The sequence below is a fragment of the Pseudomonas sp. Ors-4-3C genome (assembly GCF_055755035.1).
This window is the reverse complement of record NZ_CM146900.1, coordinates 5001-29208: the sequence shown is the minus strand read 5'-3', so window position 1 is coordinate 29208 and position 24208 is coordinate 5001. Positions and strand designations below refer to the sequence as shown.

The 24208-nt window shown below is 60.5% G+C and carries 17 protein-coding genes and 2 rRNA genes (1 of these 19 running past the window's edge); 4 read left to right on the top strand and 15 right to left on the bottom strand.

Annotated features, from left to right (window positions below; translation table 11 throughout):
* Positions 1-51: 51 nt before the first annotated feature.
* The 4 genes from ACVHNU_RS00110 to mdaB form a co-directional block, all read right to left on the bottom strand.
* Complete coding sequence (locus ACVHNU_RS00110; RefSeq protein WP_473018751.1) at positions 52-1773, bottom strand: carbamoyltransferase family protein; 1722 nt, start codon at positions 1771-1773, stop codon at positions 52-54.
* 563 nt (positions 1774-2336) lie between these two features.
* Positions 2337-3230, bottom strand: coding sequence for an NAD-dependent epimerase/dehydratase family protein (locus tag ACVHNU_RS00105; RefSeq protein WP_400508279.1), 894 nt, complete (start codon positions 3228-3230; stop codon positions 2337-2339).
* Between the two features lie 103 nt (positions 3231-3333).
* Positions 3334-4245, bottom strand: a complete 912-nt coding sequence (locus ACVHNU_RS00100; RefSeq protein WP_123587338.1) for a LysR family transcriptional regulator — start codon at positions 4243-4245, stop codon at positions 3334-3336.
* Between the two features lie 172 nt (positions 4246-4417).
* Positions 4418-5008: an NADPH:quinone oxidoreductase MdaB gene (gene mdaB / locus ACVHNU_RS00095; RefSeq protein ID WP_473018750.1), complete on the bottom strand. Its 591-nt coding sequence runs from the start codon at positions 5006-5008 to the stop codon at positions 4418-4420.
* Between the two features lie 183 nt (positions 5009-5191).
* Between mdaB and ACVHNU_RS00090 the strand changes: the two genes are divergently transcribed.
* Positions 5192-5506 (top strand): putative quinol monooxygenase, encoded by a 315-nt coding sequence (locus tag ACVHNU_RS00090; RefSeq protein WP_473018749.1) that lies wholly within the window; start codon positions 5192-5194, stop codon positions 5504-5506.
* Here the strand turns inward: ACVHNU_RS00090 and ACVHNU_RS00085 are convergent.
* Positions 5496-6260: a sulfite exporter TauE/SafE family protein gene (locus ACVHNU_RS00085; protein WP_473018748.1), complete on the bottom strand. Its 765-nt coding sequence runs from the start codon at positions 6258-6260 to the stop codon at positions 5496-5498. The two genes, ACVHNU_RS00090 and ACVHNU_RS00085, sit on opposite strands and share 11 nt — an antisense overlap.
* A 214-nt stretch (positions 6261-6474) precedes the next feature.
* Here ACVHNU_RS00085 and ACVHNU_RS00080 point away from each other — a divergent pair, with 214 nt between their 5' ends.
* Both ACVHNU_RS00080 and ACVHNU_RS00075 read left to right on the top strand, forming a co-directional pair.
* Positions 6475-7374: a LysR substrate-binding domain-containing protein gene (locus tag ACVHNU_RS00080; protein ID WP_473018747.1), complete on the top strand. Its 900-nt coding sequence runs from the start codon at positions 6475-6477 to the stop codon at positions 7372-7374.
* A gap of 95 nt (positions 7375-7469) precedes the next feature.
* Positions 7470-7820: a cupin domain-containing protein gene (locus ACVHNU_RS00075; protein WP_201135860.1), complete on the top strand. Its 351-nt coding sequence runs from the start codon at positions 7470-7472 to the stop codon at positions 7818-7820.
* 262 nt (positions 7821-8082) lie between these two features.
* Here the strand turns inward: ACVHNU_RS00075 and mmsB are convergent, their stop codons facing one another.
* Positions 8083-8970 carry a 3-hydroxyisobutyrate dehydrogenase gene (gene mmsB / locus ACVHNU_RS00070; RefSeq protein WP_338800738.1) on the bottom strand — a complete coding sequence of 296 codons (888 nt, stop codon included), beginning with the start codon at positions 8968-8970 and terminating at the stop codon, positions 8083-8085.
* Positions 8971-8979: 9 nt separating this feature from the next.
* Entirely contained in the window at positions 8980-10506 is a 1527-nt protein-coding gene (locus ACVHNU_RS00065) for a CoA-acylating methylmalonate-semialdehyde dehydrogenase (protein ID WP_083367084.1), read from the bottom strand.
* Between the two features lie 150 nt (positions 10507-10656).
* On the opposite strand from ACVHNU_RS00065, the gene ACVHNU_RS00060 reads away from it, so the two are divergent.
* Entirely contained in the window at positions 10657-11604 is a 948-nt protein-coding gene (locus tag ACVHNU_RS00060; RefSeq protein ID WP_007962101.1) for a LysR family transcriptional regulator, read from the top strand.
* Here the strand turns inward: ACVHNU_RS00060 and yfiB are convergent.
* The 8 genes from yfiB to ACVHNU_RS00020 form a co-directional block, all read right to left on the bottom strand.
* Complete coding sequence (gene yfiB / locus ACVHNU_RS00055; RefSeq protein ID WP_003221406.1) at positions 11601-12095, bottom strand: outer membrane lipoprotein YfiB; 495 nt, start codon at positions 12093-12095, stop codon at positions 11601-11603. The genes ACVHNU_RS00060 and yfiB overlap by 4 nt on opposite strands.
* Before the next feature lie 4 nt (positions 12096-12099).
* The gene (dgcN, locus tag ACVHNU_RS00050) at positions 12100-13368 is read right to left on the bottom strand and encodes a diguanylate cyclase DgcN/YfiN (RefSeq protein ID WP_201135862.1); all 1269 of its coding nucleotides are present in this window, start codon (positions 13366-13368) and stop codon (positions 12100-12102) included.
* Complete coding sequence (yfiR, locus tag ACVHNU_RS00045; protein ID WP_473018746.1) at positions 13365-13940, bottom strand: regulatory sequestration protein YfiR; 576 nt, start codon at positions 13938-13940, stop codon at positions 13365-13367. Before yfiR ends, dgcN begins: the two co-directional genes overlap by 4 nt.
* 119 nt (positions 13941-14059) lie before the next feature.
* The gene (recD, locus tag ACVHNU_RS00040) at positions 14060-16159 is read right to left on the bottom strand and encodes an exodeoxyribonuclease V subunit alpha (RefSeq protein WP_473018745.1); all 2100 of its coding nucleotides are present in this window, start codon (positions 16157-16159) and stop codon (positions 14060-14062) included.
* A complete protein-coding gene (gene recB / locus ACVHNU_RS00035) occupies positions 16156-19845 on the bottom strand; it encodes an exodeoxyribonuclease V subunit beta (protein ID WP_473018744.1) in 3690 nt (1229 codons plus the stop codon). The genes recD and recB overlap by 4 nt, the downstream gene beginning before the upstream one ends.
* A complete protein-coding gene (gene recC / locus ACVHNU_RS00030; protein ID WP_473020042.1) occupies positions 19842-23294 on the bottom strand; it encodes an exodeoxyribonuclease V subunit gamma in 3453 nt (1150 codons plus the stop codon). Before recC ends, recB begins: the two co-directional genes overlap by 4 nt.
* 154 nt (positions 23295-23448) lie before the next feature.
* Positions 23449-23564: ribosomal RNA gene (gene rrf, locus ACVHNU_RS00025) — 5S ribosomal RNA — on the bottom strand.
* 153 nt (positions 23565-23717) lie between these two features.
* Positions 23718-24208, bottom strand: a 23S ribosomal RNA gene (locus ACVHNU_RS00020); it runs 2401 nt beyond the window's last position.

Sequence of the window (24208 nt, the reverse complement as noted above, 5' to 3'; positions counted from 1 at the left end):
CGCCTGACACTCCAGAAACAGGGCTCCCCGAGGAGCCCTGAATACCATCCATTATTCGAAGCGTTGCTGAGTGAAGCTGTTTTTGCCCTTGCGCCAGACGATCAGCGATTCACTCATGACCACCAGATCGACCATGCCTTCCTTCAGCGCATCCAGTGCGTCCTGGGAAGAGCACACGATCGGTTCTTCATGGCGGTTGAACGAGGTGTTGATCAAGGCTGCCTGACCGGTTTTCTGGTGCCAGGCCGTCAGCAGGCGATGCATGAACGGGTCGCTCTGCGGGCGAATGATCTGCGGGCGCGCGGTGCCATCGATGTGCACCACCGCCGGACTCGCCTCGCTGAATTGCGGATGGCAGTCGTAGGTCATGGTCATGGTATCGGCGGCCACTTGCTCCTCGTCCCAACCGACGTAGCAGGCCGGTGCCTGCTCGATGGCGGTGACCGGGCCGAAGGGCATGAACTCGGTGCGATGCATGCGCTTGTTCAGCCAGTCGTTCACCTCGGCATCCTGCGCGTGATAGACGATGCTGCGGTTGCACAGCGAGCGCGGGCCGAACTCCATCTTGCCCTTGAACATGCCCAGCACCTGATTTTCCGTCAGGGCCTCGGTCAGCACGTCGATGATGTTCGACGGCGTGTGATAACCGAGTTCAGGGTAGTCACGAATGATCAGATTGATGTTCTGCGAAACGCTGCGCGACTCCGGACCAAGCATCATCGACGGATTCTTGAAGCGGGTGCCGTTTTCCAAGTACGCGGCACCGACCGCAGCAGCCAGTGCCAGGCCGCCATCGCCCATGCACGGCAGCACGTAGACGTCTTTCACGCCCGGGATCTCGCGCAGGCGCTGGTTGAGTTTGACGTTGCCAAACACACCGCCGGCCAGGCACAGGTTGGCGCTACCGCGCTGCGCCAGATGATGGCTGACGGTCGCCACCAGCAGATCTTCGCTGTGGCGCTGTACAGCGGCGGCGATGTCCTCGGGGGTTTCCCGGGCAAACAGGGTTTCCAGCGGCGCGCTGTAGGTGTTGTAGGACGGCAGGAACATATCGCCGCAGCGCGCCTTGATGCGGCCGTCTTCGAAACGGATCATCTGCTGCATCACGCCCAGCAGTTTTTGCGGATCGCCGAACGCGGCCAGACCGGTGACCTTGCCTTCGTGGCGGTTGGGTTTGTAACCGAGCAGGTGAGTGATCCGGCCGTAGAAATAACCGAGGCTGTCGACACTAGTTTCGCGTTGCAGCACCGTGGTTTCTGTCGGGCTGTACCAGGTGACGGTCAGCGACTGAAAGTCGCCGCGTCCGTCGCACGTCAGGGTCAACGCGTCCTCGAACGGCGAGCAGACATAGGCACCGAGTGCATGGCATTCGTGGTGATCAATGTAGTACGCCTTGCCTTGCAGACCGTTGGCGACAATGTACTGGTCGAATTCGCCGCGCTTTTCCTTGTCGTTGTTGATTTCATCGGTCACACGCTGACGGAACTGCGCAAGGCCCTGGGGGTTGTTCCTGACCTCCTCGACAATGCGATCGAAGTACAACTCCAGATGTTTGTCGGCACTGAACCCGGCGTTCCATCCATAGGCGACATGATCGACGTCTTCCAGTGACACGCCGGCCTGGCTCAACACAAACTCGATGGACTTGGTCGGCCAGATTTTATGGTCCTTGATGCGGGTGAAACGCTCTTCACTGACCGCTGAAAGAATCTGACCATCGCGTACCAGGCAAGCACCCGCCAAATCATTGTTCGTAATACCCAAAATGATCATAACTATTCCTTGTTTTCGCCAATTGAGGTGACGGCTTCGCCCACGCGCGTAGCGTGCAATGCAACAACGAGAGTCAATGACAGATGCCGGCCGTCATGGCCGACCATTACTCGTCGGGAGATAGCGGATTCATGTAGATCCGCCGGGGAGATACACCTTCACCAGAAGGCATCAATGGGTGTCGCCATCGCAAATTCCTTTTGCCGGAAAACTCCATGGCGGTGCCGTGCTGAACGGGCCTCATGCCTGCAACACGTGGAGGGCGACGTGCATCGCAGCTGCCCTCGTTTCACCGGGGTAGCAGCCTAGTCGGTAATTTCCCGAGCAGTTGGCGAAGTCCTCGCTAAAAATTAAATTCCACTGGCAGCCGCTGTGTTTGCGGCGGGTTACCGGGACAAAAAAAAGAACGATGACGGTGTGCCATTCGACTTTTCTGTTGTTTGATCCAGCGCTTTCGCGAGCAAGCCCGCTCCCACAGGTTGACCGCATTCCTTCAGCCAGAATGCGCTTCACTTGTGGGAGCGGGCTTGCTCGCGAATGGCTTCACGCGGTGTAGCGTGGGCTCACACCATCTCGTTACGAATCCATTCAACCACCGACGTACGCTTCGGTGCCCAGCCCAGCAGTTCGCGGGCGTGTTTGCCGCGAACGCGGCTGTTGGATCCGAGGCCGTAGTTGGCCATTTCGTAGCCCCACTCGGCTTCGGCGTCTTGCAGTGGCCAGTCTTGTGGCTCGCCGAGGTTCAGCGCCTGGGCCATGGCGGTGGTCATGTCGATGAATGAGGCTTCGCCGCTTTCGACAAAGTAGAAGGTGCCGGGCACGTTTTTGGTCAGCGCCAGCAGGTACAGGGCGACGACGTCTTCGATGTGCACGTTGGACCAGATGTTCTGGCCAGTGCCGACATGGCGCACCACACCGCTTTTGCGCGCTTGCTTGAGCAGACGCGGCAACTGCACGCTGTCGCGATTGACCCCCAGGCTGTGGCCGTAGATCAAGGTGTTGCAGATCACCGCCGAATTCACGCCGTCCTGCGCGGCGGCGAGGATCAGGTTGTCGATGGCCACGCGGGCAGCCTTGTCGACGGTGGGTTCCGGCAGATTGTCTTCGTAGTAGATGACGTCGCTGGACTTGCCTCCCGAGGCATCGCCGACGATGCTCGAACCGCTGGTGTGCAGGAACACTTTGTTCGAACCGCGCAGGGCATCGAGCAACGCTTCGACCGCGCCGCGATGGTCACTGCTGGCGGCGTTGATCACCGCATCGGCGGCGCGGGCCTGTGCGGCCAGCAGCGTGGCGTCTTCGAGGGTGCCGATCACCGGGGTGATGCCCAATGCCTTGAGTTCTTCGGCCTGTTCGGCGCTACGCACCAAGCCCGTGACGGTGTGGCCGGCCTGGACCAGACCGGTGGCGATGGAACCGCCGATGAATCCGGCAGCGCCGGTGATGAATACGTTCATGGAGAAACTCCCTGCGTGAATAAGTGATGCCGCGAGTATCGACCGCTAACCCCGGTGGAAAAACCCGCGACCAGCCAAATCACTGTTGCGCAGGGATCACGAATCAACCCTTGAAATCGGCGCTGGCGTAGGCCGCAAGTTTGCTCTGGATGAAGTCGAGGAAGCACTGAATGCGCAGCGCCAGTTGCGAGTTACGGTAGTACACCGCGTTGATCGGCTGGCGATAACCGCTGTTGAATTCCGCCAGCAGCACCTTGAGGCGCCCGGCGCGAATGTCGTCAATGGTCATGAAGTGCGACAGGCAGGCGATGCCCTGGCCTTCCAGCGCCAGATGGCGCACGGTTTCGCCGCTGGAGGCGCTGATTGCCGGGGTGATCGGCCAACGGTCGCCATGCACGTAGCGCAGCGGCCATTGGTTGAGGCCTTCGTTGTGGGTGAAGCCGAGCAGGGTGTGGTCACTCAAGTCGGCGACCTGCTGCGGCGCGCCGTGCTGCTCCAGATACGCCGGACTGGCGACGATCAGCAACGGGCTGCAACCCAGCGAGCGCGCATGCAAGGTGGAATCGGCAAGGGTGCCGATGCGGATGGCGACGTCGGTGCTTTGTTCCAGCAGGTCAATGATCAGGTCATTGCTGTTGAGTTCGAGCTGGATGTCCGGGTACAGGCCTCGGAACTCGTCGATGTACGGCACGATGGCGTGCAGCATGAACGGCGACGCGGCGTTGATTCGCAGGCGTCCGGACGGGGTTTGCTGGCGTGAGGACAGACGCTCTTCGAGGGCGTCCATCTGATCGAGAATCAGCTTGGCCTGCTCGAAGAAGTACTTGCCCTCCTCGGTCAGGTCCATGCGACGCGTGGTGCGGTTGATCAGCGTGGTGTCGAGCTTGGCTTCCAGCCGCGACAACGTTCGGCTCACCGCCGAAGGGGTCTGGCCGACCTGCTCGGCAGCGGCGGAAATCGAACCGCATTCGATCACGCAGACGAAAATCTGCAACTCATCGGATCTGGCTTTCACGGAAACTCTCTAATCGAATGCGTATTCATCGTGGCGAGGGAGCTTGCTCCCGCTGGAGTGCGCAGCGCTCCCCTGCGATTCAGGTAGAAGCGAGGGCCGCTGCGCAGCCCAGCGGGAGCAAGCTCCCTCGCCACAGGACTTGGCCAAGCTATTCGATAGTAGCTTGATTCACTCAAGCCTTGAGAGCGAACACCTCTTTCAGATGCTGCTCATACCGCGCCACATCATTCTCGATGTTCGGGCGCTTCATCACGTCCACACAGAGGAACGTCGGCAACCCGGTCATGCCCAAAAACTCGTTGGCCTTGTGGAACGGAAAATAAACCGCGTCGACACCCTTGGCTTCAAAGAAATCTGTCGGGTCATCAAACGCCTGCTGCGGTGCGTTCCAGGTCAGCGACAGCATGTACTGCTTGCCCTGAATCAGACCGCCGCTGCCGTACTTCTGCGACGCATCGGAACGGGTGCGGCCATCGCTGGCATAGAGGCTGCCGTGGCCTTCGGTGAAGACTTCGTCGAGGTACTTTTTCACGGTCCACGGCGCGCCCATCCACCAGCCCGGCATCTGATAAATGATCACGTCGGCCCAGAGGAATTTGGCCACTTCTTCCGCGACGTCGTAACCCTCGTCGATGAACGTGGTTTTGACATCCAGACCGCCGCGATCCAGCACGCTCAGTGCAGTTTCGTGCAGGGTCGCGTTGTAACGACCGTCGGAGTGGGCGAATTTCTTGCCGCCATTGAGCAACAACATTTTTTTCATGAGAACGCCTCGGTGCAGCCTTGGGGCTGGAGGAAGATGGGAAAAGGAATGGCGGCAGGTTAACGGCCCATCTCGCGCGGAATAAGCCGCGCTGGCGCAAAATACATTTGATCAAAAAGCACGAATCGAATGCCGATTGTTGCAATAGCATTCCCGGCCATCTGCATTTGAGGAGTTGTTTCGATGAATGAACGCCACGGTTTCATCCTGCACGCCAAGACCCGCCCGGAGAAAGCCGAGGCCTTCGAAGCGCTGTTTCGCGCCTATGTCGAACCGAGCCGCGCCGAGCCCGGCTGCATCGAGTACCACATGCTGCGCGACAAGGAAGATCCGACGCTGTTCATCTTCTACGAGATCTGGGAAAGCCAGGCGCACCTGGACGTGCACTCGAACCTGCCGCACATGCGCGAGTTTTTCGACAACCGCATGACGTACCTGGAGCGTGATTTCGATATCCGTCGGATCGACATGCTCAGCACCTCGTCGGCTAGCCGCTGATCAGCAGATGGGCGCCGAGCGCGCCCAGTCCGACGAAAAATATTCGCTTGAACAGCACGGCGCTGATGCGCTGACGCAACCACTGCCCGAACCACATGCCCAGCATCGCCGGGATCAACACCAGCAGCGAGGCAGTCAGTTCGCCACTGCCCAGCGCACCGCGCCAGAACAAGCCGCCGGCCAGCGCCAGGGTCGAAACCGTGAACGACAGGCCCAGCGCCTGCACCAGTTCATCGCGGCTCAAACCCAGCGCCTGCAGGTACGGCACCGCCGGTATCACGAACACACCGGTGGCCGAGGTGATGACGCCAGTGATCATCCCGCACAGCGGGCCGAGCCACGGCTCATGCCGAGGATTGACCTGCAGCGTCGGCAGCAGCAACCCACTCAACGCATACAGCAACAGCGCCGCGCCCAAGCCGCGCACCACCCAATGCCCGCCTGCCATGCCGATCGACAACGTGCCGGCTGCGGTGCCGAGAAAGATCATCAGCAGCATCGGCCACAGGCGTTTGATCAGCCCTCTCAGATGCCCGCCGAAGGCCAGTTGCCAGACATTGGTCAACGTCGCAGGAATGATCAGTAACGCCGCAGCCTGCGACGGGGCCATAGCCAGACCGAGCAGGCCCATGGCGACGGTGGGCAGGCCGAGGCCGATCACGCCTTTGACCAGGCCGGCCATGATGAAGGTGGCGATGACCAGCAATGATAGGGCAAGGCCGAGGTTCTGGTAGAAATTTGCGAGTGTGTTCATGGCGCTACTGTGCGCTTTCACGGATGCGCTGAAAATCTGCCATATACTGAGGTTGCCTCTGCCAATACAAGAGGCTGTTAATTGCGTTGCGGCTGATGGCCCCTTCGCGAGCAAGCCCGCTCCCACAGTTTTGGATTCACCACTGATCCACTGTGGGAGCGGGCTTGCTCGCGAAGAGGCCCGCCCAGACACTACAAAAACCAGAGGCTGCCCCATGCACTTCGACCTCACCGACCTGCGCCTCTATCTGCACATCCTCGACACCGGCAACATCACCGCCGGCGCCGCCCGCAGCCACCTCTCGCTGGCCGCCGCCAGTGCGCGCATCCGCGCCATGGAAGCCTCGCTGGGCATCGAGTTCCTGCAACGCGGGCGCCGTGGAGTGAGCCCGACACCTGCTGGCAAGGCATTGGCTCACCACGCGCGCATCCTCCTGCAACAGGCCGAACGCATGCAGCAGGATCTGGCCGACTACGCCCAAGGCGTCAAAGGTCAGGTGCGACTGTTGTGCAACACCACGGCGATCACCGAATACCTGCCGGAAGTGCTCGCGGACTTTTTGCGCGAGCATCCCAACCTCGACATCGATCTGCAGGAACTGCCCAGCGCCCGCATCACCCACGCCTTGCGCCAGGGCGCAGCCGATATCGGCATCGTCTCCGATGCGGTGGACACCTCCGATTTACAGACCCAGCCCTTTCGCGATGATCCGTTAGTGCTGATCGTGCCGCGGGAACATGCACTGGCCAACGCCGCCGAAGTCAGCTTCAGCGACGCCCTGCATCACGATTTTGTCGGCCTGAGCACCGACAGCGCGCTGGCGATCTACCTCGAAGAACAGGCACTGCACAGTGGCTCGCGCATGCAGGTACGGATCCGCGCCGACGGTTTTGACGGGGTTCTGCGCATGGTCGCCCGAGGTGCCGGCCTCGCCATCGTGCCGCTGGCTGCCCTCGAACGCGCGACGCCGCGCACATTCACCAGCATCGCCCTCAATGAGCCATGGGCGCGCCGCACCCTGATGCTCTGCGCCCGGGATTTCAGCGCCCTGCCCGGTTATGCCAAAGCCTTGCTGCAGGCCTTGACTCCTCCCGAGGGCAAAGCGCGTTTCTGAGCAGCTTGATGTCGAGCACAGACAACTGAGCCCTGTCCGGGCGCTATAGGGTGCGACTTGGTTTCTTTGCCATCCGCCCACTGCCCGGAGTTCTCATGAACGCGACCGCCCCCATCACCGTTCTGCGCGATACCCACCCGCTGCCGGTACTCGATGCCTGCAAATGGGAAAAACTCGAAGGTGACCCGCACACCGTCAACCTCAACGCCTACACCAGCGAAGACGGCAGCAAGATCATGGGCACCTGGATCTGCACCCCGGGCAAGTGGCGGGTCGACTATGTGAAGTGGGAGTACTGCCACTTCCAGGAAGGCTACTGCATCATCACCCCGGACGGCATGGCACCGATCCACCTGCGCGCCGGCGATATTTTCGTGGTTGAACCGGGGATGAAAGGCACCTGGGAAGTGGTCGAGACCGTGCGCAAATATTTCGTCTTCGCCTGACATGCAAAAGATCGCAGCCTTCGGCAGCTCCTACAGGGTGTACATCTTGCCCATGTAGGAGCTGCCGAAGGCTGCGATCTTTTTTGCCTCACAAAAAAACCTGTGGCGAGGGAGCTTGCTCCCGCTCGGCTGCGCAGCAGTCGTAAATTCAGTCAATGCGTTTTTTATGAAGAACCGCATTGACCGGGTTTGGGTCTGCTGCGCAGACCAGCGGGAGCAAGCTCCCTCGCCACAGAAGCTCATCCCAGACTTTGATACTTGGTTACTGCGGCTTCCGATAACTGTTGATAATCGCCGAGAAGTCCTTGCCGCCTTCCCCGCGCTGGCTCATCGCCTGATACAACTGTTGCGCCACCGCACCGAGCATCACCGGTTGGTGCGCCTGACGCGCCGCTTCGGTCGCCAGTCCCAGATCCTTGAGCATCAGTTCGGCACCAAACCCACCGGTATACCCGCGCGAGGCTGGCGCCGTTTCGACGATGCCCGGCCACGGGTTGTACATTTCCGAACTCCAGCAACGCCCGGTCGAACTGTTGATGATCCCGGCCAGCACCGAAGTGTCGATCCCCAGCGCATCGCCCAACGCCATGGCTTCACTGACGCCGACCATCGAGATCGCCAGCAGCAGGTTGTTGCAGATCTTGGCGATCTGTCCGGTGCCGACTTCACCGCAATGCACGATGTTGCGGCCCATCTGCGCCAGCACCGGTTGCAGGGTGGCGAACAGTTCCGGGGTGGCGCCGACCATGAAGGTCAGCGTGCCAGCAGTCGCGCCACCGGTGCCGCCGGAGACCGGTGCATCGGCCATGGCCACGCCTTGTTTGGCGGCAGCGGCGGCCACATCACGAGCAGTCTGCGGATCGATGGTGCTGCAATCCACCGCCGGCACGCCTTTGCCGATACCGGCCAGCACACCATCCTCACCGAGCCAGACGCTGCGCACATGCACCGCCGCCGGGAGCATGGTGATCACCAGTTCAGCGTCTTCAGCTGCTTCGCGGGCCGAGGCGCGGATGGTGCCGCCCAGTTGCTCCAGTTCCGCCAGCACAGTCTTGTTCAGGTCCACCAGGTTCAGCGAGTGGCCGGCCTTGATCAGGTTGCGCGCCATCGGCGCGCCCATGTTGCCCAGACCGATAAATGCGATTTTCATGGCCAGTCCTCAGCGCAGGTTGATGGTGGTGTTCACGCCGTCGTTGACGCTGTCGTCATCGAACCAGCGCGCCGTGACCGTTTTGGTCTGGGTGTAGAACTGCACCACTTGCTTGCCGTACGGACCGAGGTCGCCGAGTTTCGAACCACGGGAACCGGTGAAGCTGAAGAACGGCACCGGCACTGGAATCGGGATGTTGATGCCGACCTGGCCGACGTCGATTTCCGTCTGGAATTTGCGCGCTGCCGCACCGCTCTGGGTGAACAGGCCCGTGCCGTTGCCGAACGGGTTGGCGTTGACCAGCGCGATGGCCTGGTCGAGGGTGTCGACTTCCAGCACCACCAGCACCGGGCCGAAGATTTCCTGGGTGTAGATCTGCATATCGGTGGTCACGCCCGAGAACAGGGTCGGGCCGACGAAGTTGCCTTGCTCGTAGCCCGGCACCTTGATGTCGCGACCATCGAGTTCAAGCTTGGCGCCTTCCTTGATGCCGCTTTCGATCAGATCGAGAATCCGCGCCTTGGCTTTCTTCGAGATCACCGGGCCGACATCGGTGCCTGGCTCACTGCCGGCGTTGACTTTGAGTTTCTGCGCCAGCGCTTTCAGATCCGGCAGCCACTGCTTCGCCGCACCGACCAGCACCACCACCGAGGTGGCCATGCAGCGTTGCCCTGCCGCACCGAACCCGGCGCCGACCAAGGCATTCAGCGCTTGCTCGCGATTGGCGTCCGGCAGCACCACGGCGTGGTTCTTCGCGCCCATCATCGACTGCACGCGTTTGCCGTGCTTGCCGGCCAGGTCGTAAACGTGGGTACCGACTGCCGTCGAACCGACGAACGACACCGCTTTGATGTCCTTGTGGGTGCACAGGCCATCAACCACGTCCTTGCCACCGTGCACCACGTTGAGCACGCCCGCCGGAACGCCAGCCTCGATCGCCAGCTCCACCAGGAGCATGGTCGACAGTGGATCCTGCTCGGAAGGCTTCAAGACGAAGGTGTTGCCGCAAGCGATCGCCATCGGGAACATCCACAGCGGAATCATCGCCGGGAAATTGAACGGGGTGATGCCGGCGCACACGCCGATCGGCTGACGCAGGGTGTAGGTATCGACGCCACCGGCCACGTTTTCGGCGAATTCACCCATTTGCAGGGTACCGATGGAGCAGGCGTGCTCAACCACTTCCAGGCCACGGAAAATGTCGCCCTCGGCGTCGGCAATGGTCTTGCCCTGCTCGGCGCTGAGCACCACGGCGATGCGTTTGGAGTGCTCGCGGATCAGTGCCTGCAGCTTGAGCATGATGCGCATGCGCGCGCCGATCGGGGTCAGTTTCCAGGTCTGGAACGCGCGGTGCGCGGCACTGATGGCGGCATCGACTTCAGCGGCGGTGGCGAACGGGACTTTGGCCAGCACTTGCTGGGTCGCCGGGTTGACGATGTCGTGCCACTCGGTGGTCTGCGATTCGACCCACTCGCCATCGATCAGCAGCTTGACCTTCTGGACCGTGGTTTCGTTGGGCGTAAGCGATGCGTTCATGCTGGTCTCCGAAACTTGTTTTTATCGTAGGAGCCAAGGCGAAAGGGTTCGCCTTGAGATGAGGCGTGTGTCACGAATTGGTTGTCGGACTGTTTTTGGAGTATAGATGTGCAAACTTCTAATAAGAACGCACATATAAGCCCGTCCATCATGCAAAAAAACATCACCTCCCTGGGGTCGCTGAACTGGGACGACCTGAAGTTTTTCCTCGAAGTCGCCCGCACCCGCAAGGCCAGCACCGCGGCCAAACGCCTGGCGGTGGACTACACCACCGTGTCGCGGCGCATCAGTTCGCTGGAAGCGGCGTTGGGTACATTGCTGTTCGAAAAATCGCGCACCAGCGGTTTTGTCCTGACCACTGAAGGCCAGCGTTTGCTGGGCTATGCCGAGTCGATTGAAAGCACGTTGCACATGGCTTGCGAGCAGGTCTCGGGGTCCGGCGTGGCACTGTCCGGGCATGTACGCATGGGCTGCACCGAAGGTTTCGGCAGTTTTTTCATCACCCCGCAGCTGAGCCACTTCGTCGACGCCTACCCGGCGATTTCGGTGGACATCCTGCCGCTGCCGCACTTCATCAGCCTGTCCAAGCGCGAGGCCGATATCGTCATCGCTTTGGAACGCCCGGAGCACGGCCCGTACGTGTGCTGCAAACTCTGCGACTACCGCTTGCAGCTGTACGCAACCCAGGACTACCTCGATCAACACCCACCGATCCGCCGCCCGGCCGATTTGGGCAAGCATCAATTCATCAGTTATGTGGATGACCTGGCGTTCAGCTCGGAGCTGCTGTACCTGGCGAACGTGCTGCCCGGCGCCAGCGCAAACCTGCGCAGCACCAGCGTCATCGCGCAATTCGTCGCGGCGCAGCAGGGGCGTTCACTGGCGATTCTGCCGTGCTTCCTCGCCGCGCAGGATCCGCGCCTGCTGCCGGTGCTGCCCGAGGAAATCGACATCACCCGGCAGTTCTGGATGTACTGCCGGGAGGACCTGCGCAAGTTGAAGCGGATCACCCTGTTGTGGGATTACATCCGTGAGGTGACCGAGCGTAATCAGGGTCTGCTGATGGGGCAGACCCGCGAGATGCGGTTTGCCGATTAATCGGCGCTGACCACAATCGACACCCGGCGATTCTCGGTGCGTCCGGCGGCAGTGTTGTTCGACGCCACCGGCTCGCTGCTGCCCAGTCCGCGCAGCTGGATGTTCTCTTCCTTCATGCCGACGGTGGTCAGCACTTTGGCCACACTCTTGGCACGGCGCAGTGACAATTGCTGGTTGTAGGCCTCTTTGCCCGAGGCGTCGGTATGACCGTCGACGCGCACTCGCTCAATGCCGACACCCACCAGCGCCTTGCCGATGCGTTCGACGATCTCGGTGCTCTGCGCGTTCAGGCTTTCGATATCGCTGCCAAACAGCACTTTGCCCGACAGGCCGAATGCCCAACCCTCGTCGGTCGGCTCGAAGCCCTGTTGTTTGAGTACGGCGATCTGCGCCGGGGTCAGGCCTTTTTGCGGTGCGGTCTGGCACCCGGTCAGCGCCAGTACGGCGATCATCAGCAAGGCGGAAAACAGTCGAGCGGGAAATGTGAACACGGAATCAGCTCCTGGTTTGAAGATTGACGACCGGGCTCTCCGTCCCGGCAGTGGATTGAGCGCCACGCGACAGGCGTTTGGCCTGATACATCGCCGCGTCGGCAGCATTGAGCAAGGCACCTGGCGTGGCACCATGATCGGGGAAAACGGCAATGCCGATACTGAGCGACGTCACCACACTGGTGTCACCCGGCAGCGCGATGGGCATGTCCATGCTGGCGAGAATCTTGTCGGCAATGCGTTCGGCGTCTTCGATCTTGTGCAATGGCGCGAGCAGCACGGCGAATTCATCGCCCCCCAGCCGCGCCACCAGATCCTCTTCACGCAGTTGCGCGCGCACCCGATTCGCCACCGCCACCAGCACGGCATCGCCAGCGGCGTGACCGAAGTTATCGTTGATGCCTTTGAAGCGGTCGCTGTCGAGAAACAGCACCGCCGCCCGCTCGTTGTGCTTGCCGGCATTGCGCAAGGCGCGAATCAACCGGCCTTCGAAAAACGCCCGGTTCGGCAGGCCGGTGAGGCTATCGTGGCTGGCCTGGTGGGCGAGGGTTTCGTTCTCGCTTTGCAGGTGGGTTTGCCAGGATTCGAGTTCATCGAGCAGGGCATTGAAGTCGTTGCCGAGGTTGTCGAGCTCGGCGATCTGCGCCGGCGGTACCCGTCGATCCAGCGCACGCTCGCTGCGGGCGGCGTGAGCTACCGCCGCGAGACTGCGAAGAGGACCGGTAATGCTGCGCAGCTGTCGGCGCGCCAGATACAGCGCGACCCATGCACTGATCGCGGTACAGAGGATGATTCCCGCCAGACCGCTGAGCAAAAAGCGCATGAGGCTGCCGCCGTGACCAACCAGCAGAATGCGCCCGATTTCACGATCCTGATGCACGATCGGCAGGCTGATGGGCTTTTCCAGAATAGTGCGGGCGGCCTGCATTTCCAGTTCGGAGAACAAGCCGTTCTCGGGCCGCTGCCAGCGTGCCAGCAACTGGCCTTGCGCATCGAAAACCTGAGCATCCGCCACTTCCTCGGTGGACGCGATCAACGCCAGCGCTTCGGTAGCGGCAGCCTTGTCGTTGAACACTACCGCCGCTTCCACGGTGTAGCTGATCGAGCGCGCAATCAGGTGCAGGTTGTGATCGGCGTAGACCCGCAGCGCGAGAACGCCCAACAGGGTCAGCGACACACTGGCCATGGTCACGGCCACCAGCGCGACAATCAAATGTCCACGGCCGATGACCGAGCCCAGTGTCGGACGGGTTCTGGAACGGAACAATTTCATGGCGCCGCCGATTTGCGGCGCGACAGCTGCAGTACGCTCGGGTGGATGCGTACGCCGCTGCGGGCTACGGAGTCGAGATTGACCTCGAAGGACACCTGCTCATCGCCGACGCGCAGGCAGAACAGGCTGCCAACCGTGCACTGATCGCCACCTTCGCTGATGCTCAGCACCGGATGGCCGATCAATGACGTGAACAGCCGACTGCGTTCATCTGTGGTGAGTTTGCCGATATACACCGCATCGCATTCGCTGACGATGGCCGGGTTGTCGGCCAGCAGCCGACGCACGGTGACCGGCCGGCCAGTGGCTTGTGTGGTGCCCTTGACCAGATCGTCGGTGTACTCGGTAGGCCCGACGATACACAGGCGCAACTGCGCTGGCTCGACCGGCCAACGAGCGTAGCTGAGGATGCCAAGCACGACTTGCGTCACTGACTGGGCGCGTTGTTCGGCCATGCTTGCGGGCGTCTGTGGCTGCGCAACAGCAACGCCCGTCAGCAAACAGAGCAGACTGACAAGCAATGCGTGCTTGCAGCGAACCACGCGCTCTGTCGCCCAGACTGCCACCTTCATGCAGGGATTCTCTTGGATCGTACCGAAATGATGCCGCAACGATAGCACAGCGGAGTAACACCAGCGAGACAGCACCTTCTGACCCGCTGGTCAGTAACCGCCGCCAATCGCCAGATCTTTCATTCCCGAGCCTCGCCACCCTCCTCCAGTTCCAGCATCAATCCGCTCAGGCGTTTGACCTTGCGTTGCACGGCCTCTTCGAACACGCCTGCGCGAGGTTCGATCAAGGTGAACCAGTTTTTCGCGCGAGTAATCCCGGTGTAGATCAACTCCTTGGTCAGCACCGGATTCAGGGCATCCGGCAGGATCAGTGCGGTGTGCGCGAACTCCGAACCCTGGGATTTGTGCACGGTCATGGCATACACCGTTTCAACGTCGTTAAGCCGACTCGGCAGCACGAAGCGCACGCCGCCCTGGCCGTCGTTACGCGGAAAGGCCACGCGCAATACCGGTTTACCGGCGTCCGGCCCTTCACGCTCGGGCAGCTTGAGCGCAATACCGATGTCGCCGTTCATCAGGCCCAGGCCATAGTCGTTGCGGGTCATCAACACCGGGCGGCCTTCGTACCATTGCTGGTCATGTTCGATCAGGCGCGCTTTGAGCAAGGCTTCGGTAATCCGCAGATTCAGCCCTTCGACACCCCAAGGGCCCTTGCGTACGGCGCACAACAACTGGAACGCGTCGAACGCCTGCAGTACGTCCCGTGCCCAGTTGATCCAGTCCGGATGCTCCAGCGGTCTACCCGCCGGAGGGCGTTGATTGCGCAGCACGCTCAGATAGTGGCGGTAGCCCTGTGGCCCGTCGCCATGGCCTTCGAGCAACAGCCGCTCCAGCTTGTGATCATGTTCGCCCTTGAGCGGCAGGGAAAACACATCGTCGTAGTGTCCGGCCGCCAGCAACTGGCGCGCCTCATCCGGCAACTGCTGATTGACCCGCCGCGCCAGTTGACCGATGCCGCTGCCTTCACCGAAACGCCGGGAGTGGCGCAGCATCACCAGTTGCTGCGCCAGAGGATGCGAGCCGTCGTTGTCTTCGTGCAAACCGCTGTTCTGCAATGACTCACCACTGACCGACTCCAGCCATTGCCGGGTCTGCGAGTTGTACCAGCCAGCCTCGGCATCGCGGCACAGATCGCCGAGCACCGCACCCGCCTCCACGGAGGCGAGCTGATCCTTGTCGCCAAGCAACACCAGACGCGCATGCGCCGGCAAGGCATCAAGCAGATTGGCCATCATTTCCAGGTCGATCATCGACGCTTCGTCGACCACCAGCACATCCAGCGGCAAGCGGTTGCCGGCATGATGACGAAAGTGTCGGGTACCGGGACGACTGCCGAGCAGACGGTGCACGGTGGTCACGTCGCAGGGGATTTTCTCGCGAACGGCTTCGGCGACCTTCAGCGACTGCACCTGCTGGCTGATGGACTCGGTCAACCGCGCAGCGGCTTTGCCGGTGGGTGCTGCCAGGCGAATCCGCATCGGCTGACCGGCCTCCACGGCAGGTGCCTGGAGCAACGCCAACAGGCGCACCACCGTGGTGGTCTTGCCGGTACCCGGGCCACCCGTGATGATGCTGAAGGCTCCACGGGTCGCAAGGGCGCAGGCGAGTTTCTGCCAGTCGACCACCGCATCCGGCCTGACGGGGCCGAACAACTCATCAAGACGCTGGGGCAGGTCATCGGGCGGCGTTTCACCTTGAGCCAGACGTGTGCGCAACGCCCGGTCAATACGGCGCTCATAGGCCCAGTAGCGCCGCAGATACAGACGCTTGCCGGACAACACCAAAGGTCGCTGCTGCGCGGCCTCGCTGGTGTCCGCCGCCAGCGCAACCAGAGAACTGCTCGCCAACGCCTTGCACCAATGGCTGCCGTCCAGTGTTTCGAGCAACTGTGAAGGCAGCAGCAATACGCCACTCTGCACATCGCCTTCGGGTGGCAGCGATAGCGCGAAATCCGGGGCCTTGAGGGTTTCGAACAGATCCAGACACACATGCCCGTGCCCCAACTGGTGGCTGGTCAGCGCGGCGGCGAGCAACACCAGCGGATCAGACTCGGGCGCGAGCTCGTGCAGAAAGGCCACGAAGGCCTTGTCCAGCGACCGCAGCCAGCCTCGCTCGACCCAGCGATCCAGCAACAGCAGTAGATCTGCAGCACTCGTCAGCGGCGCCAGGCTCGACGCGTGGTCGATACCCGATGACAGATCGGCGAATGTACGATTCATAGCAGGACTCCCTGTTCCCATGCGGGCTCGGCCTTGGGTTCCGGCTTGCCCTGGAACAGACGATCCAGCCGCTCGATCAGTTCACGCGGCGGGCGCGCGAAATACACGCCGCGACTGTCAGCCCGGGTTCCCCGCAGGAACACATACAACGCACCGCCGACATGTCGGTCGTAATCGTAGTCGGGCAACCGCGCCTTCAATTGCCGATGCAATGCCAACAGGTACAGCACGTATTGCAGGTCGTAACGGTTGTCGAGGATCGACCGTTCCATGGCTTGCTCGGTATAGGCCGCATCGTCGACGCCCAGCCAGTTGGATTTGTAGTCAGCGACGTAATAGCGCCCCTCGTGTTCGAAAGTCAGGTCGATGAAGCCCTTGAACATGCCGTTGAGTTGTACCGGCTCGGCGGCCACCCGGGCCACACCGTTGTGGGTGTACTGGCGCACCCACTCATCGAGCTTGAGAACATCGACCTTGTGGCTGGCGAACCAGAACTCCATCTCGACGCGGTACTGTTTCAGTTGCTCAAGCACGACCGGAGACTGTCCGCTACCAGTCGGCAACGGGGACTTGAGCAGGTGATGCAGCCAGTCACTCAGAGTGGTGATCCAGCCTTCCCATCCGCGCAGGTTGCAGCGTCGGCCAATCGCATCCTTGATCGATTCGTAGGGAACGGCAAAACCTTCATCGCCAGCCCACTCCAGCAAGCCGTGAAGAAAGGTGCCCGGGTTGGGTCCACGGGGGAACCGATGGATATCGGCGCCGCCGGCCACGATATCTCGCGGCGCATCCGGATCGAGGCGCTCATCATCAAACAGTTTTTGCGCTTGCGGACTGTCTGGCGCCTCATCACTGCCAACACTCAACACATCACTGATGCGCAAGGCACTGTAGGAGGCAATCCACCAGTTCTCGCTGGCCTTGCGCTTTGGTACCAATGTGGCACTGAGGATCGCTTCATTGCACTCGGGACGATAAGTCTCCTGCCTGGCCTGCGGCATTTCACCCAGGTTTATTGCCGGACAGTCTTGTTGCAGATCCAGCAACCAACGGCTCAAGCCGGTTGATTCATCCAGCCTTGCACCGCCACCCAGCAGATAGCCAAGCGCCGAAAGATGAAGCACCGAACTGTTGTTATTACCGCGTTTGAGGTCCGTTACACCCAGCCAGCATGCATGTTGTGCGCGAGTCAGGGCGACGTAGAGCAGTCGCAGATCTTCGGCCAGACGCTCATCGTCTGCCAGGGCGATCAACTCGGCAGTCGGTTTCAGCGTCACCTGAGCCTTGCCCGAGGCATCGTGGTAATGCAACGGCAAGCGACTGCCATCCACCGGTTTTGCCGAGCAGATGAAGGGCAGGAAAACCAATGGATACTCAAGCCCTTTCGATTTGTGGATGGTCACTACCTTGACCAGTTGCTCGTCGCTCTCCAAACGTAATATCTGCTCTTCACCGGCCTGACCTGACAACGCCAGAAGTTCGGCCAGATGACGAATCAGCGCTTGCTCGCCATCGAGCTCCGCTGCGGCCTGCTGCATCAGCTCCGACAGGTGCAAGAGATTGGTCAGCACCCGCTCGCCATCACTGCGTGCAATCAGGGTCTGCGGCAAGTGAAAGTCGTGCAGCAGACGCCGCAACATCGGCAACACGCCTTGCTTGCGCCACAGCTCGCGATAACCACGGAACTGCATGACCCGGGCTTCCCAGACCAACTCGTCCTGATTCAGTCGCTCCAGTTCAGCCAGAGGCAGATTGAGGGTGATGCAGGCCAGCGCGGCCTTCAGTGAACGCTCGACATCCGGCTCGGCGCAGGCCTTGAGCCAGGACAGCAGATCGTGCGCCTCCTGGGCGGCGAAGACCGAGTCCTTGTCAGACAGATAAACGCTGCGCACCCCACGGGCAGCAAGCTCTGCGCGTACCGCCTGAGCCTCTTTGCCGTCGCGCACCAGAATCGCAATATCGGAAGGCCGCAAGCCCCGGAAGACCTCACCTTCCTGAACGAATCCCGCGGCACCGGTTTGCCCGCCATTGAGCAACGCCGTGATTTCACTGGCACAGGCCGCCGCCAACTGCTGGCGATAGACCGCGCCGGACAGGGGCTGATCGGTGGACAACTGCCAGACATTCAGCGCTGCGACATCTAGCCCGGCGATCTGCAATCGCTCTTTGCGTCCCTGAGACTCAACCGGCTGAAAGGGAACCGGGTTTTCCCCGGTTTTTTCCCGAAACAAAAACGCGCCGCGTCCCAGATCACGGGATTCAGCGCGTTCGAATACATGGTTGACCGCACTCACCATGCCATGGCTGGAACGGAAATTGGTACCCAGCGTATGCAGGCGGCCGGTGGTGGCCTGACGCGCACGCAGGTAGGTGTAGATATCGGCGCCACGGAACGCGTAAATCGCCTGTTTGGGGTCGCCGATCAGGAACAGACCGGTGTCCGGACTGTTGTCTTCGATGCGGTAGATACTCTCGAAGATCCGATATTGCACCGGGTCGGTGTCCTGAAACTCATCGATCAGGGCAACCGGAAACTGTTCGCGGATTACCGCCGCCAAGCGCTCGCCGCTGTCGGATTGCAGCGCAGCATCGAGGCGCAACAGCATATCGTCGAAGCCCATTTCTGCGCGACGACGCTTCTCTTCCTCAAAGCGTGCACCCACCCATCTCGCCGCATGCTGCAATACAGCAGCATCGGGGGTCGGCAATGCGTCGAGGCTCGCCTTGAGCCCCGGCATCGCGTCCAGAGCAGGATGACTCGGTGCCTGGCCCTTCCAGGCTTCGGCCATCCCGTCCGGGGTCAATCGGGTGAAGCCGGTGCCGATATCCAGTTGCTCCATGGCCTCGTCTTCAGCCCAGGCTTTGAGCTTTTCGAACCAGGGCTCAAAGTAGCGCGCCTGCATCTTGCGCCCGTCGACGGCTTTGCTCGCCACGCCCTCGTGACAGATCACCAGCAGTTCATCTGCCCACTGCCGCCAAGGCATCTTCAGCTCGAGCAACGCGGCACGCCGTTCTTGCAGACACTCTTCGATCAATTGCGCAGGTGCCTTGCCTTCGTCGCTGTCGCGCTCACTGCCAAACAGACCTCGCACTCGCGGCAACAGCGCTGCCGGCCCGCCCCAGTTTCCACGAACCCAATTCAGCGCGTCGCCCTGCATCGGGTAACAGAACAGTCGCCAGTAATCGCGCAGCACTTCGCCAAGCAGATCGCTGTGATCGGTTTCCAGGGACTGTGTAAACAGGCTGCCGCTGTCGAACGCATGTTCACGCAGCATGCGCTGGCACCAACTGTGAATGGTCGAGACGGCCGCTTCATCCATCCATTGCGCGGCGATGTCCAGGCGATTGGCGCAGCTGGGCCATTTTGACGGATCAAACTGTTCACGCAGTTCGGCGATCAGTCCGTCCGGTGCAGGGGTTTCTTCGCGAAAAAAGCGCGCCGCCTCAGCCAGTCGCGTACGGATTCGTTCACGCAACTCTTTGGTGGCGGCATCGGTGAATGTCACCACAAGAATCTGCGGTGGCAATAGTTCTCGCCCGAAGCCGTTCGACTCGCCGCCGTGCCCAAGGATGAGACGCAGATACAGAGCAGAAATGGTGAAGGTCTTGCCGGTGCCGGCACTGGCTTCGATGAGTTGACTGCCGTGCAGCGGGAATGCCAGGGCCAGCGGTGTCCTGGTGCTCATGTGCGTGCTCCATCGCTGTTCAAGGAACGCCACGGCGCTTCATACAAGGGGCGATACAACGCGTCGCACCAACCGGAAAAAGTTTCGTCCGCCATCAACGCATCAAAGTCAGCGAATTGTCGGGAGAGCGCAGGGCTCTCGCGGCGTTCGCCTTCGCTGTTCTGACCATCACCTTCGTAGGCTTTGCGGGCAGCAGCCTCGGCCTTGAGCGGGTCAGTCTGAGTAAGCCAGGCGAAGGCCGTTTTTACCGCAATCGGCAATGGCTGGCGCATGCCGGCCTGCCAGGCGAGCAGCAGATCACCAAGGAAACGAACCGCTCTATCCTGTTCCATAGGCTCAAGCAGAAGGGTATCGTCACTCGCCACTAACGCGGTGGTCAGCAAGAGTCCGCTGGCGCAGGCTACCAGGTGATTGACCCAGGGCTTGGTCAAGCGATGCCATTTTCGACTTTTGATCGAGCCGATGCTGTTGGGGATGGTCGTGACTGATAACACTCCACCATCAGCGCGTTGATGCAAACCGGCGAGCCAACCATCAACACGCACGCCCTGTAACTCAAGATTGATCGGAATCGCACTGGTCAATGGCGTCGGCCACAGCGCCAGTAGTTGTTGGTAACGCTGCAGCAAATCCGGCAACGGCTCGATCAACTCCCTCTGGAGGCATTCCCCGAAACCGGCCATGGGCAGCAATCCACTGTTCTGCAAACGCCGAGCCTGATCTTCGAGCGCCCGATCGATATTGTCCGGCTGCCTGAGTGCGGCCTCAAGCAGACTGTCGCTCAGCATGTAGCGCTGCAGTGCGTCCAGCACGAAAGGTTCTTCGTCAGCCAGGGGCGCCTCGGCGGCCTCGAAATACACTTTGAGTCGCTGAGTGAAAAAGTGCCGGGCCGGGTTACGCAAGAAATCCTGTAGAAGGGGCAGACTCAGTGGCTCTTCCTGAACATGAGGCGCGAGTAACTCGGCCTCATGCAGAGGCTCATGGTTCTGGTGTAAAACCTGCCACTCGCGGGCATAGCTGAATAGCTGATCGCCTTCATGGAAATAGCGCGAGCTGAACGGTTGCAGCGGATGCTCCTCGGTCATGGCACTCAACAGATCCTGATGCTCGTCGATGAGCCGCCAGCCACTGGCGAGGTGGTCACGCAACTGGCCGATCAATACCGAAGCTGGCCGCTCACTGTTGTCACGGATGCTGCGCCCGACCCAACTGATGTACAGCTGACAGCGCGCAGACAGCAGCGCTTCAAGCAACAGATAACGATCATCCTCGCGCCGGGAGCGATCCCCAGGCCGGTAGTCGCTGCCCATGAGGTCGAAGTCCAGTGGCGGTTGCGCCCGAGGGTAATCGCCATCGTTCATCCCCAGCAAACAGACAAGCTTGAACGGGATCGCGCGCATGGGCATCAGCGTGCAAAAGTTTACTGCGCCGGCAAGAAAACGCTGGGACAGGCGCCCCTGATCCAGTCCCGCGAGCCAGGCTTCTCGAACCACCGTCAACGGCAATTCTTCTACTAATCCCACAGATTCACAGGTCTGCAGCCAGGTCTCGCGCAGCTCCTCAAGTTGCGTGAGCAGATAATCGTCGTGCTCGTTGCTGGCCTTGAAGAACAGCTGCATCAGCACTTGCAGTCGCTGTCCCCACACCTTGGGTTGAGCAGCCTGAGTGAGCTCGTGATGGGCCAGCTCCAAGGCATCCAGCAGCGCAACCAATGGCCCGATCAACGCGGCATCCAGACCACCGATTTCATCGTAGGGCTCTATACCTGCGCAGGCATTGGAGCTGCCGACCGCGTACCCGAGCAACATTCGCCGCAAGCCGAAATGCCAGCTGTTTTGCTCCAGCTCATCCGGCAAGCCCAGACCGGCACGCTGCTCGGCGTTCATTCCCCAGCGCACTCCCGCCCCTTCGATCCAGCGATGCAGAGTCGGCAAGTCACGCTCCTGCACGCCAAAACGGGCACGTAATGCGGGAACATCGAGCAGGTCGAGGATCTCACTGACCGGAAAACGACTGTCCGGCAACTTGAGCAGATGTTCGACCGCAATCAGCAATGGGTCGCGGCCACGCTGGCCCTGGTCGGCCAGGGTAAATGGAATGAAGCGTGAATCATGCCGATCCAGTTGGCCAAACACCGCCCGGATATGCGGCGCATAGCTGTCGATGTCGGGCACCATCACGATTACATCCCGTGGACGCAGATCCGGATTGGCACTGAAGCGTGCGAGTAACTGGTCGTGGAGAATCTCCACTTCGCGCTGTGCACTGTGGGCTATGTGAAAACGGATCGACTCATCCTGCATCAGGTCGACGGCGGGCCAGTGCTCACGCGTTTCATTGAGTGGCCGCAACTCGAGGATATCGTCCTGAAGTTGATTGAGCAGGTTTTGCGGCTCCGCTTCGCTGAACAGGTCGATGCGTCCGTCACGGAATGCCGCACGATAGCTGTTGGGGTCATCATAACTGTCGAGCAGATTAATATAGTCGCGACCTTGTTTACCCCAGGCGGCGAGCAGCGGATGAGCGTGTTGGTGCAGCGCTTCAGGATCGAGCGCGGCCGGCATGCCGGTCTTGCGACTCTGACGCTTGTATTGATGGCGCAGCAGATCCTTGTCGGCGACGATATCGGCCCAGTGATGTCGACAAGGGTTGTGCACACACAACAGCACCTGGCTGAAACGTGCAAGCCCGGCCAATGCTTCAAGCACCTGGGCCGGCAATGATGAGATGCCAAACACAATTACTCTCGAGGGTAGCCCTGCAGGAGCATGCTCAAGAGAGTTTATGCGCTCGATAAAGCGCTGGTGAACGCCGGCCCGGCTTTGAGCCATACCCTGCTCACCGACATCCACCAGCAGGGCACGCCACAATTCAGCCTGCCAGCAACTGACCGGGGGCAGTGGCTTTACCTCACCTCTGACATTGCGTAGCTGGTGCCGACCTACGGCCCAATCCTCAAGCCAGTCGGCTCGATACACTTGATACTGGTCAAACAGGTCTGCCAGGCGTTCGGACAACTGGTAGCGTTTACGCAAATCGGTGTCATCGGTGAGGAAGCGTTGTAGCGGCTCGAAATGGGGGCGCTCAATAACTTGCGGCAACAGACGCATCAGTCGCCAGGTCAATGGGGCTTTGTCGAGCAGAGACTTGGCCGGAATTTCTTCTCGGCCCAGCACCATACGGTAGAGCTGCCACATGAAACTGCCGGGGAGCTGCACATCGATCGCAGCGGCTATCCCGCAACCACCGAGGTCGTCCCCTTCAGGGTCTTCCGCCAAGGCCAACTTGAGCCATTGGGCGATACCGTTGCTCTGCACCAGAGCGATTTCGTTCTCCAAGGGCGCCAATGGATAGCGCCGCATAATGCTGACCACCAGGCTGCGCAGTTCGTCCAGACTATTGCTCTGAACCACCATGAATGCAGCATTGAGGGACGAGGCGTCCGGCATAAAAGCTTCCTTGGAAAAGTACAAAAGCCAGGGCAGAACCTTAGCACTGTCGGCAGGTTGTGACAGCCGGAAGGGTCTACCGCGTGCTGTAGGAACTTTCCTGCGGGCAAAACAAAACCCCAACTGCTTTCGCAATTGGGGTTTCGGAATTTAATCTTGACGATGACCTACTCTCACATGGGGAAACCCCACACTACCATCGGCGATGCATCGTTTCACTTCTGAGTTCGGGATGGGATCAGGTGGTTCCAACGCTCTATGGTCGTCAAGAAATTCGGGTACTGACTCGTGACCTGTTGGCCTCGCTTCAGCAAATCGGGTATGTGATACAGGTGTTTGTGAGCATCGCGAACTTTCGGTTCATTGCGTCTTCACACACCGCAATCTGGTCTCTTTCGAGCATTCAGATTGCTTGGGTGTTATATGGTCAAGCCTCACGGGCAATTAGTATTGGTTAGCTCAACGCCTCACAGCGCTTACACACCCAACCTATCAACGTCGTAGTCTTCGACGGCCCTTCAGGGAACTCAAGGTTCCAGTGAGATCTCATCTTGAGGCAAGTTTCCCGCTTAGATGCTTTCAGCGGTTATCTTTCCCGAACATAGCTACCCGGCAATGCCACTGGCGTGACAACCGGAACACCAGAGGTTCGTCCACTCCGGTCCTCTCGTACTAGGAGCAGCCCCTCTCAAATCTCAAACGTCCACGGCAGATAGGGACCGAACTGTCTCACGACGTTCTAAACCCAGCTCGCGTACCACTTTAAATGGCGAACAGCCATACCCTTGGGACCGGCTTCAGCCCCAGGATGTGATGAGCCGACATCGAGGTGCCAAACACCGCCGTCGATATGAACTCTTGGGCGGTATCAGCCTGTTATCCCCGGAGTACCTTTTATCCGTTGAGCGATGGCC

Excerpts from the sequence above, each read along its gene's own strand:
- ACVHNU_RS00110 (WP_473018751.1), bottom strand. The coding sequence starts at position 1,773 with ATGATCATTTTGGGTATTACGAACAATGATTTGGCGGGTGCTTGCCTG.
- ACVHNU_RS00105 (WP_400508279.1), bottom strand. The coding sequence starts at position 3,230 with ATGAACGTATTCATCACCGGCGCTGCCGGATTCATCGGCGGTTCCATC.
- mdaB (WP_473018750.1), bottom strand. The coding sequence starts at position 5,008 with ATGAAAAAAATGTTGTTGCTCAATGGCGGCAAGAAATTCGCCCACTCC.
- ACVHNU_RS00090 (WP_473018749.1), top strand. The coding sequence starts at position 5,192 with ATGAATGAACGCCACGGTTTCATCCTGCACGCCAAGACCCGCCCGGAG.
- ACVHNU_RS00085 (WP_473018748.1), bottom strand. The coding sequence starts at position 6,260 with ATGAACACACTCGCAAATTTCTACCAGAACCTCGGCCTTGCCCTATCA.
- ACVHNU_RS00080 (WP_473018747.1), top strand. The coding sequence starts at position 6,475 with ATGCACTTCGACCTCACCGACCTGCGCCTCTATCTGCACATCCTCGAC.
- ACVHNU_RS00075 (WP_201135860.1), top strand. The coding sequence starts at position 7,470 with ATGAACGCGACCGCCCCCATCACCGTTCTGCGCGATACCCACCCGCTG.
- mmsB (WP_338800738.1), bottom strand. The coding sequence starts at position 8,970 with ATGAAAATCGCATTTATCGGTCTGGGCAACATGGGCGCGCCGATGGCG.
- ACVHNU_RS00065 (WP_083367084.1), bottom strand. The coding sequence starts at position 10,506 with ATGAACGCATCGCTTACGCCCAACGAAACCACGGTCCAGAAGGTCAAG.
- ACVHNU_RS00060 (WP_007962101.1), top strand. The coding sequence starts at position 10,657 with ATGCAAAAAAACATCACCTCCCTGGGGTCGCTGAACTGGGACGACCTG.
- dgcN (WP_201135862.1), bottom strand. The coding sequence starts at position 13,368 with ATGAAATTGTTCCGTTCCAGAACCCGTCCGACACTGGGCTCGGTCATC.
- yfiR (WP_473018746.1), bottom strand. The coding sequence starts at position 13,940 with ATGAAGGTGGCAGTCTGGGCGACAGAGCGCGTGGTTCGCTGCAAGCAC.
- recD (WP_473018745.1), bottom strand. The coding sequence starts at position 16,159 with ATGAATCGTACATTCGCCGATCTGTCATCGGGTATCGACCACGCGTCG.
- recB (WP_473018744.1), bottom strand. The coding sequence starts at position 19,845 with ATGAGCACCAGGACACCGCTGGCCCTGGCATTCCCGCTGCACGGCAGT.
- recC (WP_473020042.1), bottom strand. The coding sequence starts at position 23,294 with ATGCCGGACGCCTCGTCCCTCAATGCTGCATTCATGGTGGTTCAGAGC.